Here is a 17,479-nt window from a genome sequence, read left to right on the forward strand (position 1 = left end):
ACCATTGATGATGGCATGGCGGGTGTAAGGGCGATGGGGCTGTTGATCACCCAGTTGGGTATTTTGCAGGGGATAATTATTGCGCTGGTGGTGCTGGGCAAGCAGCGTGGTGCCCCGGTTGCGATTATCAGCAGTAGTTTGCTGCTAACCGCATCAGCCTATCTTTGGGTTCACAGTGGCTACCCGCTAGACCGTCATGTTGATTACCCCTGGCTGGTTTATCTGAATCTGCCATTAACGCTGTTGATCCCGCCGCTGTTGTATCTGTACTTCCGCTGTATGTTGCATGGTGACTCTGTTTGGTCTCTGCGTTTACTGCTGCATTTTATTCCTGCGCTACTCGCCTTGCTCCATATTCAGTGGTTGCTGTGGGGCTTAGATGATTTTCAGCGCATTATGGCGTGGGATCGCCCCAGCTATGCCATCGGTAGTCAGGTTAACTTCTGGTTTCAGTTGATTAACCCTATCTATGTTGGCTATTTGCTGGCGTTGGCGTGGATGCTGTATCGCTATCAGCGCTGTTTGGAGGGCTATGATGCCGGGCCGATGCTGGCGCGCTTCCATTGGTTAGTTGGTTTGTTAGTTGCAACGGCGTTGGTGTTTCTAATGACGCTGTTTGCCACCGTGTTTAATCAATTTAATCAGGCGCTGGCGTTTGACTGGTCCCCCTTGCTGGATATCGGCATGGCACTGGTGATCATCGCGTCGAGTATCTGGCTGGTATGGAGCCCAACGACATTTTTTGATGTACAGGATACTGCGCAGCTACACGCTCTTGAACAGCCTCCCAAGTATCAGCGTCATGCGTTAAGTGATTTGGAACAGCAGCAAGCCAAAGCCAAGCTGTTGCTACTCATTGAGGAGCAACGTCCTTACCTGAGCGCGAACATTACCTTAGGGCGGCTGGCCGATATGATGCAGTGGTCAACGCATCAAACTTCTCAGGTGATTAATGCTGGGTTTGACGAGAACTTTCATCAATTTATTAATCGTTTTCGGGTAGAGCAGGCGAAATCATTGCTTATTCAGCCTGAGAGTTCAGCACTGACGGTACTTGATATCGCTTATCAGTCTGGTTTCAACTCTAAGTCATCTTTCAATAGCTTTTTCAAAAAGTTAACCGGCATGACGCCGTCGCAATTTCGCCTTGAACAGGGTGTGAGTGGATAAACTCGCACCCTGATACGTCGCTGTTTATCGGCGCTGTCGTCCAATCTGTTGTGTCCTTGCAAACTGTGGTTATCACTTTTGAAACTGCAACAATACAAGGGAACTTCAGATGGCCTTTCGTGCACTTCTATCTGCATTTTTTTTCACCTTTTCCATTGGCTTATCGGGGTGTGGTCACTCCAGTAAAACGACGGTGACACATAAACCAGCGCAACCTACCGTGCAGCCAAGTGGCAGTGTGCCCGAACAGTTACAGCAGCAACTGGATAGTTTTGCTGAGGCGTTCGCGGTACCGGGGATGGCGGTGGCGATTGTTACCGATGATGATAACTATCGCTTGCATTATGGCGAGTACCGCACGGGGCAAGCGGTGACGGCTGATAGCCAATTTGCCATCGGTAGCGTCAGTAAAATCTACCTGTCGGCCTTGGTGCTAATGGCGGTAGATAGTGGTCTGCTGCGCTTAGATGGTGCCTTGATAGACTGGTTGCCGGACATTGAAGCTTTGAGCCACGGACAGGTGAGCGGCGCGATATCTATACGGCAGCTATTGCAACACAGCAGCGGCTTAGGTGAGTTAGATGATCAGGTAGCGGGGCTGTTGCTGGCGGGGGTATCTCCGCAACAACAACACCAATTCCAGTGGTCCCCCGAGCAGTTGTTGGCAACGATAAGCTCACCGGTTTCGCTGCCGGGCCAGCAATGGCATTACGCCAACAGTAACTATTTGCTGCTGGGGATAATACTTGAACGTATTTATGAGATGCCGTTGGCGACACTGATGCAACAGCAGCTATGGGTGCCGTTGGCATTGACCCAAACCTGGCAGGTTGAGGGGAGCGAGATGCCTAAAGCGCTGGCTGATGCTTGGCTGGATATGGACCGGTTAGGGTTACCGGGTGATGGTTCGGACGCGCTTGATAATGCCGGACAACAGGCGTTGGCGATCTATGCGGCGCAGGCATGGGGAGCCGGTGCCATGGTCTCAACTGCAACGGAAACTGCGCAGTTTGTTCGCGCTGTGATTGAGAACGGCTTGTTGTCAGATGCGATGGTGAGTGAGTTGCAAACCACGTTTGATGGGACGAATTATGGCTTAGGTGTGGTGATGGGGGAGTTCCTCCATGGGGAGTACACTTCGCGCATTATCGGCCATGGCGGAAGACTACCAGGATATCGGAGTGTGGCTGCTTATTTGCCTGAGCTTGGGGTTGCGGTGGCGATCTTAACCAATGCGGATAATCTGGAAACGCTGGGGCCACAACCGAACGCGCTGGCAGGGCTGATGGACAGACTGGTGGTCACTTACCTGCAAGCGGGTGAGCAAGGCATCGAATAGTCTGATGGACGTCTGGCTGGCGGTTAAGATCAAAGAATTGCAGTGACCGCTTGGCTATGGCGTTAAAACAGGTTGCTATTGAGCTTTCGGCTGGCTAGGTTGGATCACTATACATGGATGTTTTTATAGTGAGGTTCAATGTTTCACGTCACTGAACAATGGAAGAAAAGGGCTTTATCTTCACTGGTTTTTAGTTTGCTTTTGATGGGTGTACAGGGGTGTGATCGCTTCGATGAAGAAGATTCTTTTACCCTTGTTTGCCATATCGTTACTAAGCACTCCCGCAGTACCAATCCAAGCATGCTGATGTCAGCAGTGCAACGAGACATAGAGGAAACTCTGTCGGAACGGTTGCCGGGTCGTATTGCGTTTCAGCTCATTGCATCGGCATCGCCGGATGAAAAATATTTCCTTTATAAAGAGCTCGCGGAACATACGTTAAAGCGATCTTGGCACTGTCCTGCTTTTGCTTCACTTACCAAGCCGGCTCATGCGTATTATCACGTTCCTGACACAACATCGGAACGGCACTAAAATACAGGTCGATTTACGCAATAGACAGTTCCGCTTTCGGTTCAGAAGCGGGAACGTGAAGATGCGACATTAAAGTAGGTCAATAAAGGTGTCTGGATCCATCATTGCCCATTGACCGGATTTTTTGGTGAATGGCCCCTTCAAGTCTTCGGGCTCATGATTACCAAAATCGGCAAAAATTGAAGGGTAGCCATTGACTCGCAGACGCTTGCCAATGGCGTTGTTCTCATCATTATATTCTGGGTTGATGCGTACTTTGACGAACTGAGATAGGTGTTTCTGTACCGCGGGATCTTTGAGTAACGAGGCATCAAACTGCTTGCAGTATTTGCACCAGTCCGCGTAGATATAGATGAACATAGGCACTTTCTGCTCTTGGCTTAGACGGCGTGCTTCTTGATAGCCTTGATGACCATAGAACCAGCGTTCACTCTGATAGTGGCCTAAGGCGTATTCGCCGCGGCTTTCGCCAATATTAAGCAGGGTACTGACACTATCCCACTTCGCGATGACACCCGCGACGATGAGTAGGAAGAGTATTTTTTTCATTGTTTGTGGTGCCTTAATTTCGGTTTGCTTTGGCCTTACCAAGCGAAAGCAACGTTACCAATGAGGTTTTCTGCCGGTACAAAGCCCCAAAATCGGCTATCGACGCTGTTGTCGCGATTATCACCCATGACGAAATAGTGGCCCGCCGGTACGGTCCATTCACCAATATCCTGATTGGGTTGACGATAATAGTGTGCCGATGGCTCTTGGCGATTTGGCGTGAGCCAGATTTGATACTGAGTATCGCCAAGCTGTTCGTTTGCGACGACAACGGCGCCGTGTTGGCCATTAATTACTTGGGAGGCTTCGCTATTTCTTGGTTCAAGTGCGTTTAGTGCAGTGCAAGGCTGAAGGGGCTTGTTGCAGGCAGGCTGCAAGAAGACCTTCTTGTCGCGATAGAGAATACGATCACCCGGTAACCCGACAACGCGGTCGACATAAGCAATTTCAGGCGCTAGCGGATATTGAAATACCACTAGATCACCGCGCTTGGGTGGGTTACGTGGTGCCGCTTGATGGAATGTACGATCAGCAAATCTAAGGTTATTAAATCCTATCTTGTTGACGATCACATGTTGCCCTGGTGTCAGTGTGGGGCTCATCGACGCGGACGGGATCTGAAACGGTTCAATGAACAGGATCCTCAGGCCGCCTAGGATAGCCACTAAGCTGAAACAGCTGAGTAGCAGCCCCCACCAATGGCTGTACCAACGGCGAAGCGGCTGATGGTTAGCAGTGGCAGCAAAATAGGTGTGAATGGGCCCGACGATCATCACCAATAGGGAAAATGAGAAGTACTGGTACCAGGCATTCGCAGATACATGGCGCTGAAGGGCGATGTCTGCCATCGCGCCAGTGAATAACAGTAGCAAGTAGAGCCAAAACAGATTTGCTCGGTTGATATATAAAAAGCCAAAGGGCTGAACGAAGATTGCAAGTAACAGCGCTATCCAGCGCTTAGGTTTCCATTCCGTTGTCACAATAATTCCTTTAACAATGATTAGCTGACAAATTGCTCGCCACTAAAAAAGATCGGCACGTTTTTACGTAGCCGTTGTAAAAAGTTGTTGCGTTGCCGATCACTGAGTCGGCAGTAATTCATATACTCTACAAAAAACTGTTCTGCACCGCACTCAATTACCTGCGCTGAGTGCTTTGCGTATTTGAATACTCGGCGAAAGTTTCTCGCCCGAGCATCCATCCCTAAGCGCCATGGACGAAAATCGATGTTGTGGACATCAATTAAGCCGAGATTGAGTTGCTCATCAATCATGACGTTGCGGAAGTGGGTGGGACTGCAATAGACGCCGTTATTGTTCAGTTCGCCGTAATAGCCAGCGACCTTCTTCAGTATGCGTCTTTTTGTCTCGATGTCCGAACGTTCCAGCTTTTGGATCAGTTCCTCACCGGGCACCATCTCATATAGCACCACCCCGCATTTCATCTCTGGACAGTCGAACAGGTCGACTACTTTTGCGGAGTTAAAACCCATGGCACGTAAACGGCGACTTTTGACCGCAAAACGCTTCACGCGTGGGTAGAGCTTGGCGCGCAATTTTTTCTGCCATTCAATCTTTTTGACGATGACATCATCTACCAGCTTAAGCACTAAGGCATCGCCGTTTGCATCGGTTAGCAGCGCTTCGGCACCTTCGATAAGTTGAGCATAGGATTTTTGCGTCAGTGTTTTCAATGTTAATTTATTGTTAACTTCGTTGGCTGGCTAGCTTACTTGCCTTTGCTCAATATTAGTTTTTATTTATTTTCAAACTGGGAGCTGGTTCACCGATATAGTGCGGGTCTTTGCGGTGACAGAGGGCCACCTTGCAGTGTTGTCTGGATATTCACAGGTAACCCAGTACCTTTTTAACTTCGCTCTGGTGGCTTTTAACCCACTGCGGATTGATCGGCCCCCAGCTCACTACTTTGTAGTGGCCATTCTTATTGGCACCGACAAACTCAATCTCTACACCGAGTTCGCTCAAGGCATTCAGGGTATCTTGCGCTGTACGTCGCGGCATATCTGTTGCTTCAATAATCGCTGGTACTGTGTTGACACCTGCATCAATCAAATGGGCCAGATATAAGCGACGATAGAAGCTGGTTTGGGTTTTACTGTAGGCCTGAGTCACAACTGCGTGCTTCCTGTCATTGGGGGAGGGGCAGCCCCGTTGCGCGTTATGGTTAGAGTAAATCATCTGCTTGGTGCGGTCACTGGATTGGTTGTAAAGCGGCAAACCAAAATCACATAACGAAGAGTCATATCGCTCTCCGTTATGTGATTTATGCTGTTTAGCTTACCGGTAACACCAGCCGTAAGGCTTCTAAACTGTCTTGACCACTTTCAAAGTCATACTCTTGGATATGTCGCGCCAGTTGCTTCAGTTTGTCTTGGATCGCCGGGCTGAACTGATGCTCGGCTAACTCCTCGACCACCTCAAGGGCTTCACTGTCATAGTTGCTGATATATTGTTCCAGCTGTTCAAAACGCTCACGGATAAGTTCGGGCGAGGCAAACTCACCGTCGGCGTCGGCTGACTCATCTTGATCGAACAGCACGCGCAGGTCTTCGAGCACACCGTTGAGTTCGTTTTGAGTTTTATGCAGTAAGGTGGCGATAACCTCATGTTCGGCCTGATTAGAGGTGGCCAGCTCCAGTTCGCCAGCCACGGCTTGCAACGCCTTGGCGCCGATGTTACCCGCGTTTCCTTTCAGGGTATGGGCAATACGGGTGGCATCAAGCCATTCCAGCTCGCCCCAGAACTCGCTGAAGCGCTCATGAAAATCAGATTGGCCATCAATAAAACGACGTAACAGCTTGGCGTACAGGGCTGGGTTGCCATTGCATGTTTGAAGGCCTGCCTTGGCATCGATGAACTTAAACGCTTGCTCCATGACATCATCAACCACTGACGGGCCGCTTGGCATGGGCATAGCGGCTAGCGCGGTGTGGGCTGGGGTGATCCATTTGGCGATGGTGGCAAACATCTCATTCACCTGGATCGGCTTGGAGATATAGTCATTCATGCCTGCGGCCAGTACTTTTTCACGGTCGCCACTCATGGCATTGGCGGTCATGGCGATGATGCTGATATTGTTATTGAACTCGCGGATCTTCGCTGTCGCTGTGTAGCCATCCATGATCGGCATCTGAATATCCATGAGAATACCGTCGAAGGTTTTTTCTCGTGCCATTTCGACCGCTATCTCGCCATTTTCTGCCAGCTCGACACTAATACCTGCGTCCTTGAGCAGATCTATCGCTAACTCCTGATTGAGCTCATTATCTTCGACCAGTAGCAGGTGTGCGCCAGCAAGCTTATCTCGACTTGAACGGTCTTCTGTGGCGCGTGCCGCAGCCCGTTGGGTGAGTTGGTACTCTTGACCGAGGATTGACATCATGGCGTCAAACACTGAGGAGGCGGTGAGCGGTTTTTTGAGGAAGCTATCGATCCCCCGCGAAGCCGCGTCTTTTTGTACCTGATCTTTGGCTGTTGCCGAGACCATAATGAAACCGCGAAGATTGCCTGATGATAGCTTTTTCAGTTCTAAACAGGTGTCGATGCCATCCATATCAGGCATCTTCCAATCCACAATCGCCAAGTCGAAGACGCGGTTATCTTCCTTCATTAAGGTGATCGCTTTTTCACCGGAACTGGTGCTCATTACCTCACAACCAAACGAGGACATGATGTTGCCCAGTACCTCTAACGCTGATGGATTGTCGTCTACCAACAAGACTCTCAGCCCGTCGAGGCGCAGTGGGCTGTCTTCGCTTTCGTTGTGATTGGGGTCTAACTCAAACCAACCGCTAAAGATAAAGTTACTGCCTTTACCCTGTTCGCTGGTCAGCCAAATCTCGCCACCCATCAGTTCAACCAGGCGCTTCGATATCGTCAGGCCAAGGCCGGTGCCACCATATTTGCGCGTGGTCGAGGTATCGGCTTGTGAGAATGATTGGAACAGCCGCGCCTGCTGTTCAGACGTCATACCTATGCCGGTATCGCGTACAGAGAACTCCAGCTTAAGCCGTTCGCCATGGCGCTCTAACTCTTTCACGCTGATCACAACTTCACCTTCGTCGGTGAATTTGACGGCATTTGAACCCAGGTTGAGTAAAATTTGGTGTAAACGTAATGGATCACCTAGCAGCAGCTTGGGCAGGCGTCGGTCAACGTCAAAGAGCAGTTCAAGCGACTTATCTTCGGCTTGTACAGAGAGCAAAGTGCCCAGCCCTTCCATGGTGTCATCGAGTCGGAAGGGAACGCTTTCCATCTCTAGTTTGCCGGCTTCAATTTTTGAGAAGTCGAGAATGTCGTTAATGATGCCGAGCAGAGAAACGGCGGCTTTATTTGCCTTGCTGACATAATTACGTGCTTTCCTGCCTAAATCGGTATCCAAGGCCAGGCTCGACATACCTATGATGGCGTTCATTGGTGTACGGATCTCGTGGCTCATATTGGCAAGGAAATCCGATTTGGCCTGACTGGCATCTTTTAATGCCTGCGCGGCTTCATGGGCGGCTGTGACATTACGAATGGCGATAACGGTCAGGATCTCATCGGACAGTTGGATAGGGGTCAGTGATACTTCGACGAAAATGGTTTGGCCATTGGGTAATGGACACTGCAGTGTTGTATCAGGGAGTAACTCTTGTGTTTTTGAGTCGGCGAAATAACCTCCCAGCGCTTCTGTCACCTCATGCTGTTGCGATGGTAAAAACAGTTCAACAAAACTGCCATTACAGATGGTTTGCTCTGAGCGCTGCAGCAGTGTGATGGCTTCCTGGTTGGCCTGAACCACGGTGCCATCCGTGGTCAGTGTAAGCATGGCGGTGGGCGCTGAATCGAGCAGGGTGCGGGTATCTTGTTCCGATTGCGCTAAAAGCGCCTGCTTCACCTGCAGCTCCTCGGTGCGCTCGCTGACCAGTTGCTCCAATTGACTGCGAGAGCGAGTATTGACTTCGTGGGCGCGCTGGCCGACATACAGCATGAAACCGGCGATAGAGAGAATGGTGATCAGCGCTACTACCAACGTCGCCATCATCAGGTTGGCGATATTGCGGTAGTTTTTCAATACTTCATCGGTGCGCACTTCTGCCACGGTGGCGATGCCGAAATCTTCTAACCAGTGCCATTCGCCAATCACCTGGTCATTGCGATAGTTGAGGTAACCCTGCACCCTCTTATGACCAATCTGGTCTGGCTGCATCACTGCATTTAACAGGTTGGCACGTGCCGCTGGCGTGATCTCCAGTGCGAGAATGGAAGTCAGGCTACCCTTCAGTTGGCCATTCTCGATCATTTCAGTTTCAAAACGGCTGCGGGTGATAAATTCGCCTGCCGAGTTAATGGCATAGACTTCACCTGTTTGGCCAATACGCGCGGCGCGGAACACACTAGAGAAGCCCGCTTTCGGATCAAAGCGGCGTGCAAAAATTGCGATCACGTGCCCCTGAGGATTCGCCACGGGACTGAGCAAAAACATCGTCGGTGGTTTTATCGGATCGCTTGATTCTTGGAAAAAATGCACATGGGAGCGCAATGGTGGTACCAGCACTGTTTCGCCGTCCCAGGCCCTTGCTAGTAGATCCGGCACCTCTGTATTTAAGTAATTGATTTTGCCGATGTCATTACTGTTGTCGGAAGCGAGGGTGAGATTACCCGGACCAAGGATGAAATAGCCGGTGGCTTCGGTGAGATTAACCCGGCTGCTGATATAATCTCTGAGTTTTGTTTGGACGGGTGATTTTTGTAACAGCTGTGGGTCGACATCGCTGACTGTTTCACCGTTTTGATCGCTGATCTGCGCCAGCTGAATTAAGATTTGGGTGAGAATTGAAAAATCCCGATTAATGATCAGGTCTGCCTGATTTCTCTTTTCATTAAACCATTCAAAGAGGATGGTTTCGGTGCCCTCTTCGGCAATATGCAATTGGTCGAAATAGCTTTGATAGGCGCTTTGCTTAAAGCTATCGCTGGCAAAGAACAGCGAGGTGGAGAACAGCCCGCAGATGATCAGTACCAGGGCAATAAAACCGTGACGAAATTTTTTCTGGCCAAAGAAATCTGCTAATCGGTCAGTTCGGTGCAGGCGCAGAAAGATAATCGAGATAACGGTGAATACTAAACCAAAGCCAACACTGGTGGCGATCAGTAGTTGATCGCTTTTATTAGGGCTTAGCGACTCGTTAATACCAGTACGGTTACCTTCGACGATGTCATTGAGGTCGTCTCGATACCAGGTGTGGCGTATACGATCCATCTCATCCGGCCCAAGGCGATCTATCCCCCAGTTAATCAGCGCTGCCAGCGGTTTTGCTCCTTGACGCACACACATGTTATTCGGTTCAGCAGGGACGTTAGGAAAAGGCACAAAACGCAGCGAGGTCAGTCTACCTAATCGAGCCCAATAATTGGCGGTGGCTTTATAGGCGAGAAAGACATCCAGGTCGCCGCTGGCTACTTTTATCACCCCCTCTTCATAATCTTTCGTCGTGACTATTTCTGCTGCAAATTGATGATCATTCAGATATTCGACCAATGCAGCGCCATGGGTATTACCAATTTTGAAATCTTCAGACCAGTTACTGATATTGGCGAGAATAGGGTTATCTTTTTTAATGATAAATCCCGGAATTTGGTTGACGATGGGGTCGGAAAAATGGAAGTGCTCTGCCCGTTCTGGCGTTTCGGCGCAGACCGCGACGATATCGATTTCGCCCGCTTTTAGCCCTGCCATCTGCTCGCCCCAACTGCGTACTTTAAGGGGCACAAATCTAATCGGCAGCACCGCGTCCAGGGCTTGATAGAAATCGATGGCAAACCCTTCATGCTGGCCTTTGGCATTAATGAAGTCGTCGGGTGGAATATCGCCCGACGGGCTGTAATAGACCACCGGATTTTTTTCCACCCACTCGGCCAGATCAGCTGGCAACGGTTGTTCTTCCGCTGTTGCCAGCGACAAAAGTGTACTGGTTGCAACCGTCATGAGCGCGATGAAAAACTTGCGCCCGCAGCGAATAAGGGGGCTCAGGCAGGATAACGGAGATATGTTCAATGCAAGGCTCCAAGTCAAGGGTTGCAGACTAAATAATGATAGATGAAAGTGGCTAGAGGCGAGTGAATAATCGGGGGCTAGCCTTTGCTTTTATTAGATTTTTCTTGGCTAGATCGCAATTTAAGCAACGTACGTTCATACATCGTCGTCAGCTGTTGGCGATTTGCTACAGTTGAGGTACGGCGAGTAATACCGTTATCGCAGTGATGCTGACGATGAAACACGATAGAAAAAATGGGTTATAGATGAAGCGCATGGACAAGTGGTTTAGTTTATTTCTGGCGGCTTTGGTGATGGTCGCCTTGCAGCCTTGTCAAGCTAACGAGCGGATGGGTGAGCGCCCGTCGACGGCAACCGTCTCGGCCGCGGAAACCATCGTACGGATGACGCCTAAGCAATCGGCTGAAGATGCTTCCCATAGCTATCTTGTGGCTCTATTGGCGTTGGCGCTAGACAACACTGAACCCGAATATGGACCTGCCCGGGTTGAATTTATGCCGATAGCATTGAATCAAGGTTTGATCCTGCATCTGCTGGATATTGGCGGCGTGCTTGATGTGGTGGCTTCTGCGCCTACCGCAGAACGTGAAACCTTGTTTCGAGCAGCGCGGGTGCCGTTGCTAATGGGGTTGCTTGGCTATCGTATGATGATTATTCGTCCGGAGGACAAAGAGAAGTTTGCGGCAATCACTGAACCTGAGCAGTTGCAAGCATTGAAGGCTTGCCAAGGAAAGTATTGGCCGGATACTGATATTCTTGAAAATCAGGGGTATCAAGTGGTGAGGGTTGAGGAGTTTACGCAGATGTTTGAGTATCTGCAGAGCGGCCTATGCGATTATTTCCCCCGTGCCATTACCGAAGGCTATGGTGAGTTAGATGCCTACAATGAAGCCCATCCTGACACGCCTTTAATGGCTTACGACCAGACCCTGCTGCATTATGTCGTGCCGTTCTATTTTTTTACCAGTCATCAAAATTTTGAGTTGGCAGCCAGATTGGAGTTGGGCTTGCAGCGCGCGATTGAGCAGGGAGCATTGCTTGAACTCATGAAGAAGCATGAGGTGACTAAGGTGGCATTTCCACTGCATAAATGGAAAGACGCAGTGGTTTTTGAAGTCGCCAACCCGACCCTGTCAAAATCTATCCCCCTGTATGAGCGTGAATATTGGCTGCAGTTACCGGTAAAACAGCGCAAGCAGTGAGCACGTGCGCGACACTTATCTGTCTGAGTGTGCTGTTGTTGAGCTGCAGCGCCAGATTGATGGCCGATGACCGAGCCCCTACCGTCGTTGATAAAGATTTTGCTGATGAATTGGCTGATAAGTCATCGATGCAGGGGTTGCTCTCCTACATGCAGCGGAAGCGAAAGCGGCGTGATGAAAGCGGTCAAAGTAACCGTTTCAAAGATGACCTCAATCACGGCACACTGCAAACCACTTTGAAGTTTAAGTCGGGTTGGTTGTACCAGCAGTTTGGCGTCAACCTGAGTGCGTTTGGCGCCACTGACCTGACCTATGATGATGAGCTGCCAAGAAATATCGAGAATGAGTTTTCGTTTGCTGGCGAACGCTGGAGTGATGAAAACAGCAGCGAAGCGGAAAGTGGCGTCAGTGTTTCCCGTGCGGTGTTGAAATATCGGACTGAAGATAAACAATTCCGCGTTAAAGCCGGTTACGCGCCGATGCATGTGCCGGGTATTATCGGTGTTAACTGGTCATTTCAGCCTGGTACATACCGTGGTGTCCAAGCTAAATATACCCCGCAGAACTGGACTGTAACCTACGCCTGGGCGGATGAATACAAGGCGCCCTGGTATCTCAAGACCCAACATTTTTCTAAAGTGAATGCGTGGGATCCGAACCCCGTCAGCGGCGACAATCGCATCGATTATATTCATGGACTAAGTGCCAATTATCAGCCGCCAGAGGCTGACTGGTCGTTGGCATTTTCAGCAGGGCAATCCGCTGATTATGTCGATGCCTATTTCTTTAAGTTAGCTAAGCAGTGGTCGATTGCAGATGGCTTGAGTGTCAGTTATCAGTTTTACGGCGCAGATTCTAAAAATGACCCCGGTTATGAGTTGTATCAGGGCCTGGCATGGCAGCAGGGGGTACGGGCGCAACTAGTCAGTGGAGACTGGCAGTGGAAAGCGGAACTGTTGGCGACCAAGGCGGAAGGTATCGGCACTTATCTGCCGCGGCTGACCCGTGGCTATGCCAACTCCCAAGGCGCGTTGGAATACTGGTGGGACAGTCGTTCTGACTGGAACAATGATGGTGAAACTGCTATCTACAGCGGCGTTTGGTATCAATTGTCATCGTTCAATTTGCCGGGCTGGCAAATCGGTGCGTCGGCAGCTTATGGTTGGGGAGCCAAGCGTTGGGTAGATCAGCAGCAAGATCATCAGGCTAAAGATGGCAAAGAGAGTGCTTGGAATATCGATATTATCTATGCGGCGAATAGCGGAATCTTGGATGGGTTAACCGCCCGCTTGCATTACACCCATTACCGTAATCATCAGGATGACAAAGGCAGCTTTTACTACGCCAATATGTTTACCTCCGAGCGGGATATTAAGCTGGAATTCAGCTACCCATTTGGCGTGTTTTGATCTCAGAAGTTTTTTTCTCAGTTTTTGCCCCTTTCTACTGCGTCCTCGTTTAAGCTTTCAAGCTCGCTAGAGCTAACCCATTGTCATTAAAAATTAAATGCGCTTTTTGGAGGCGATATGAAACAGGGATGTATCACAATAACATCGATCTTTATGTCTGGATTATTGACCGCGTGCGGTGGGGGTGGAGGAGGATCGGATCCCGATCCGGTGATTCAGCCGGGGCCAGACACTCAATACACCGGGCTGACCACTGATGCGAGTATCACGCCTGAGTCTGCCAGTGCATTCATTGAGTTACTTCTGTCTGAGAGCGACATCGACAACCCCCTGGATGCTTTATCTTCTCCTTCTGCAAATGCCAAAGCAACGTTTAACGAGCCGATGCCATGTGAGATGGGCTCAGGCATCATGAGTGGCACATTAGATGATGAAACCTATGTCGGCACGATTAAGGTGGTATTTGAGCAGTGCTATAGCGATGACATCGCGATGAATGGCGAAATGGAGATGAAGATTGAGACCGTCGATCAATTTAATATCGAGCCGGTTGATTATACGCTGACATTTAATCCACTGATGGTTACCGATAGTGATGGCGAGTCGGTAGTGATGTCAGGCTCCACCGTGGTGCGCGGTGATGGTACCTGTGATAGTTCGGAGACGCAGAACTTAGTACTCAATAGCTCTGTTGCTGGCGAGAGTTACTTCTTTGATAACCTGCGCACAAGCGAGCGATGTGACTACAGTATGGCGTTACCCTATGAGACGGTTCGCCAAGAGTTGTCTGGTGATATCTATTTGGCAGACCGAGGCAAAATCACGCTTGCCAGCAGTGATGTCATTATGGCTCTAGATGTCTATGGCTTTGATGCTCCTGGCGGCGCCATGGATCTGCTGGCGAGTGGTGAAGTGACGATTTCAAATAGTACGGGTGCGCTTTCCTTTACCGGTCTTTTTGGTGATGAGACTTTGCCTGATCCGACAGTGTTCTATGTACAGGTAAAACTGGATCAAGGCTTAGATGGACAAAATGAGGTGGACGTCATCGTCCCCGCTTGGTGGCTGGAAGTTGCCGCTATGATGGATATGGAAGACAGTGATGGCGATGGTATGTGGCGTGGTTGGGAGCTCGCCCATGGGCTTGATCCTACTGTGGCCGATGGTGCGTTGGATAGTGACAATGACGGCTTTACTAACTTGCAGGAATTTGTCGCGCATACCCATCCGATGAATCAGAGCGATTTTCCCGCTGAAGAAGAATAACTACTGGTTTTGAAAAGCAAAGCCCCTAAAAAGGGGCTTTGTTTTATCCCATCCGCAGCTCTCTCAATCCCGCATAAGCACGGGCTCGCCGTGACAAACTATCAATTGTGATATTCAGCAGTGCACTGACGATGATCAGCAGTGCCGCGCGGTCAAAACGGATATCCTCAAATGCCGAGTCGATATAAAAGCCCAGTGTGGTGATCCCCAGAATGCCTAAGATGGCACTTTCCCGCATGATCACCTCCCAGCGATAGAGCAGAAAGGTCAGCAGCTGCGGGTACAGCCGAGGCAGGACTTCGTAACCGTAACGATTTAATCCGCGGGGCGCATCAAGGCGAAGCTTGACGTTGTCAGCGATACGACTGCCCAGATAACTGATAAGGGCACCGTTATGTAGTGCCAGCGCCAGTATGGCGGGCAGCATGGATGGACCAAATATCAGCAGAAAAATAAACGCCAATATCATCTCGGGCGTTGAGCGCATCACCAGCAATACACCGTGCCCGAAAACTTGACTTGGTCGGCGGCCAAACTGCTGACTACCCAGCCAGCTAAAAGCGATCATCAACAAGCAGGTCACCGCCAGACTGAGTTGCGTGAGCAATAGCGTATTGCCGACGGCGGGCAAGGCGATCTCCTGTAACTGCTTGCCATACCAGCTGAACGCCGCAGACCAATCGCCCGCTTGCACTGCTTTTGGCCAAATATCCTGACTAAAGAATTGCCAAAGGTAGCTGCCATGCACCGTTGCTGTGTCTGGTAATAACCAGAACGCTGCAAGCAAATACAGGGGCACTAAGCGAGCGTAGAGCCATAGTTTCAAGCTGGCGATTAAAGCAAAAAACAGCAGTAGGATGGTGGCGGCTTCATCATATTGCCCTTGCGAGAAGGCGGTTTCCAGATAGAAACCCAAGGTGGGTAAGCCGATAAAACCAAGAATAGCGCTACTGCGCAGGGCGCACTCAAAACGGTAGCGGGTATAGGCCACTAACGCCGACCATGCTGAGGGGATCTTGCTATAGCACCAGTGGCTGATCTTATCTGTGCCTTTGGGGACGCTGTTATGGTCGTCTACGCCACCGAGGATCTCGGCGTACACTTTGGCAAACGTGCAGGCGTAGGGCAGGGTGATCGCCAGTAATCCTGTTAGCGCAGAGAGTCCAAACACCTGCATAAAAATCAGTGCCCAGAATAACTCGTGGATCGCGCGGAAAAAGGCACAAGCCACTCGTATCGCCCGCCACTGAAACAGCAAGGCGAGGGGCAAACCTAGGATTGCCGCAGCGGCGACGCCGATAAAAGCAAAGGCGAGGGTGATGCCGGTAGCAGAAAGCAGTGTGCGCCATTGGCTGAGGTCTGGATGCAGCAAGCCGTTGAGCATACGACCTAGCTCTGTTCCTGGTTCCACCTGATACACTGCTAGATCGGCCCACGGCAACAATAGCAGGGCACTGATCAGAAAAAATAAGGAGACCTGTTTCAGGCGCTGACCGCTGTTAGCCATCGGCTGGCCTACGCATCAACATAGAGCGCATCGAGTTGCGCTGCCGTTAAGGCATCGCCTGACAGGTCAAACAGGATCTTGCCCTGGTCTAAGCCAATCACGCGGTCAAAACAACTTAATGCTAGCTGTTTGTTGTGTAGCGCAATGACCGAGCTTTGATGGCGGCTTTGGATCAGCTCAAGCAGCAGCTTGGCTTGCAGAGGGTCAACGCTGGAAACTGGTTCATCACCGAGAAAAATTGGGGCTTGTTGATAGAGCGCGCGGCCAATCGCTGTGCGCTGTTGTTGCCCACCGGACAGCTCGGCTACGGCACTGAATAGCTTGTCACTGAGTCCAAGCTCTGCAGCAAGCTCTGCCACCTCGGCACGCCGTGTTGCCCATGGGCGGAGCAGATTACACAGGTTATACAGGGCGTTATGCCGGGGCAGTTGGCCCATATAGATATTGTGATATACCGACAGCGGAGCAACCAGGCCATAGCTCTGCGGGCAAAGCGCTGCACGCTCTGCCGCTTGCTGGTAGAGCATATTCAGCAGCGAGCTTTTACCCGCGCCAGAGCGGCCGACTAAGGCGACATGCTCACCGGGATTGATCTCAAGATGGACTGGCTCAATAACCTGCTGCTTACCGTAACTTAAGGTTGCGCCACTCAGCTTCAGTTGATTCAGCACGGCGTATGAGAGCCTTTGAGTTGGCTTTGTTTCGTCGAGTGAATACTGTTATGTGCTGACATGGTCTCTCATTACGTTTTTTTGGGAGTTTCTTTGGGTAGCAATTTTAGCTGTCTTAAGCCTTTGCTGGTGATATTCCACACATAGGCGCTATAGACGGCACCTGCACCGAACAACAGTGCAATAAGCTGGATCCCGCCCGTCGTAAAGTGGAACAATGCGACGCTTATAGTCAAGCAAACTAAAGCTACGCATAGCATCGCTTTCACTTGTGTGGTGCTGGTGAGCCCGTTGCTCATATTGCGAAAGGCGTGGGCATAAAACACGCCCTCTTTGACCTTGCCAACGACAGCTAATTGGTCGCCAGTAGTTATTTCAAAGGGCTTATGAACTGTGTGCTCTAACTTCACCCGATAGCCATCCAGATCCACTGAAACGATATATGCTGCACCAGCCTCTGCGTCCGTGGTTTTGGTGTTAGTGACGATCCCTTGTCTTATCTCCATATCGCAATAGCTACCTATCAATGTGTTGTATCGGCGATTATGGTAAGCGCGCTGAGCGCTATGTCAAATATACCCCCATTGATAAAACAAGGGGGCTCAATTACGCTGTCCCGACTTAAGGGAATGGATATCCAACAACGGCGTTTAAAGGAGCATTCAATGGCTGTTAACCCCACCCTGTTTACCCCTTTGCGCTTATCTTTTGCGGGCGTATTCGTTCTGCTGCTGTTTTGTTTTTCCACCATGGTCGAGGGCGATATGTTTGGA

At 50.3% G+C, this 17,479-nt stretch carries 14 protein-coding genes; 6 read left to right on the forward strand and 8 right to left on the reverse strand.

Annotated features, from left to right (window positions below):
* Window positions 1–15: 15 nt before the first annotated feature.
* The 3 genes from EXY25_RS10795 to EXY25_RS10805 all read left to right on the forward strand — a co-directional run bounded on the left by EXY25_RS10795 (window position 16) and on the right by EXY25_RS10805 (window position 3,043).
* Complete coding sequence (locus EXY25_RS10795; protein ID WP_130566778.1) at window positions 16–1,170, forward strand: helix-turn-helix domain-containing protein; 1,155 nt, start codon at window positions 16–18, stop codon at window positions 1,168–1,170.
* 109 nt (window positions 1,171–1,279) lie between these two features.
* Entirely contained in the window at window positions 1,280–2,509 is a 1,230-nt protein-coding gene (locus EXY25_RS10800) for a serine hydrolase domain-containing protein (protein ID WP_130566779.1), read from the forward strand.
* Between the two features lie 138 nt (window positions 2,510–2,647).
* Window positions 2,648–3,043, forward strand: a complete 396-nt coding sequence (locus tag EXY25_RS10805) for a hypothetical protein (protein WP_130566780.1) — start codon at window positions 2,648–2,650, stop codon at window positions 3,041–3,043.
* A 69-nt stretch (window positions 3,044–3,112) separates the two neighbouring features.
* Here the strand turns inward: EXY25_RS10805 and EXY25_RS10810 are convergent, their stop codons facing one another.
* From EXY25_RS10810 to EXY25_RS10830, 5 genes are all read right to left on the reverse strand, one after another.
* The gene (locus EXY25_RS10810; RefSeq protein ID WP_130566781.1) at window positions 3,113–3,592 is read right to left on the reverse strand and encodes a thioredoxin family protein; all 480 of its coding nucleotides are present in this window, start codon (window positions 3,590–3,592) and stop codon (window positions 3,113–3,115) included.
* Window positions 3,593–3,627: 35 nt separating this feature from the next.
* Window positions 3,628–4,572, reverse strand: a complete 945-nt coding sequence (gene lepB, locus EXY25_RS10815; RefSeq protein WP_130566782.1) for a signal peptidase I — start codon at window positions 4,570–4,572, stop codon at window positions 3,628–3,630.
* A 20-nt stretch (window positions 4,573–4,592) separates the two neighbouring features.
* Window positions 4,593–5,285 carry a hypothetical protein gene (locus EXY25_RS10820; protein ID WP_130566783.1) on the reverse strand — a complete coding sequence of 231 codons (693 nt, stop codon included), beginning with the start codon at window positions 5,283–5,285 and terminating at the stop codon, window positions 4,593–4,595.
* A 151-nt stretch (window positions 5,286–5,436) separates the two neighbouring features.
* Window positions 5,437–5,724 carry a winged helix-turn-helix domain-containing protein gene (locus tag EXY25_RS10825; protein ID WP_130566784.1) on the reverse strand — a complete coding sequence of 96 codons (288 nt, stop codon included), beginning with the start codon at window positions 5,722–5,724 and terminating at the stop codon, window positions 5,437–5,439.
* A gap of 160 nt (window positions 5,725–5,884) precedes the next feature.
* On the reverse strand, window positions 5,885–10,651 hold the full coding sequence (locus tag EXY25_RS10830) for a response regulator (RefSeq protein WP_130566785.1): 4,767 nt from the start codon (window positions 10,649–10,651) through the stop codon (window positions 5,885–5,887).
* Between the two features lie 245 nt (window positions 10,652–10,896).
* Here EXY25_RS10830 and EXY25_RS10835 point away from each other — a divergent pair, with 245 nt between their 5' ends.
* The 3 genes from EXY25_RS10835 (at window position 10,897) to EXY25_RS10845 (ending at window position 14,528) form a co-directional block, all read left to right on the forward strand.
* Window positions 10,897–11,853 (forward strand): type 2 periplasmic-binding domain-containing protein, encoded by a 957-nt coding sequence (locus EXY25_RS10835; protein WP_130566786.1) that lies wholly within the window; start codon window positions 10,897–10,899, stop codon window positions 11,851–11,853.
* Window positions 11,817–13,262: an OprD family outer membrane porin gene (locus EXY25_RS10840; protein WP_130566787.1), complete on the forward strand. Its 1,446-nt coding sequence runs from the start codon at window positions 11,817–11,819 to the stop codon at window positions 13,260–13,262. The genes EXY25_RS10835 and EXY25_RS10840 overlap by 37 nt, the downstream gene beginning before the upstream one ends.
* A 117-nt stretch (window positions 13,263–13,379) precedes the next feature.
* On the forward strand, window positions 13,380–14,528 hold the full coding sequence (locus EXY25_RS10845) for a hypothetical protein (protein WP_130566788.1): 1,149 nt from the start codon (window positions 13,380–13,382) through the stop codon (window positions 14,526–14,528).
* 43 nt (window positions 14,529–14,571) lie between these two features.
* On the opposite strand, the gene EXY25_RS10850 is transcribed toward EXY25_RS10845, so the two are convergent.
* The 3 genes from EXY25_RS10850 to EXY25_RS10860 all read right to left on the reverse strand — a co-directional run bounded on the left by EXY25_RS10850 (window position 14,572) and on the right by EXY25_RS10860 (window position 17,212).
* Window positions 14,572–16,035: a PhnE/PtxC family ABC transporter permease gene (locus tag EXY25_RS10850; protein WP_130566789.1), complete on the reverse strand. Its 1,464-nt coding sequence runs from the start codon at window positions 16,033–16,035 to the stop codon at window positions 14,572–14,574.
* An 8-nt stretch (window positions 16,036–16,043) separates the two neighbouring features.
* The gene (locus EXY25_RS10855; RefSeq protein WP_246019542.1) at window positions 16,044–16,706 is read right to left on the reverse strand and encodes an ATP-binding cassette domain-containing protein; all 663 of its coding nucleotides are present in this window, start codon (window positions 16,704–16,706) and stop codon (window positions 16,044–16,046) included.
* Window positions 16,707–16,777: 71 nt separating this feature from the next.
* Window positions 16,778–17,212, reverse strand: coding sequence for a hypothetical protein (locus tag EXY25_RS10860; RefSeq protein WP_130566790.1), 435 nt, complete (start codon window positions 17,210–17,212; stop codon window positions 16,778–16,780).
* Window positions 17,213–17,479 lie beyond the last annotated feature (267 nt).

The organism is Corallincola spongiicola, from assembly GCF_004284785.1.
Taxonomy (GTDB): Bacteria; Pseudomonadota; Gammaproteobacteria; order Enterobacterales; family Neiellaceae; genus Corallincola; species Corallincola holothuriorum.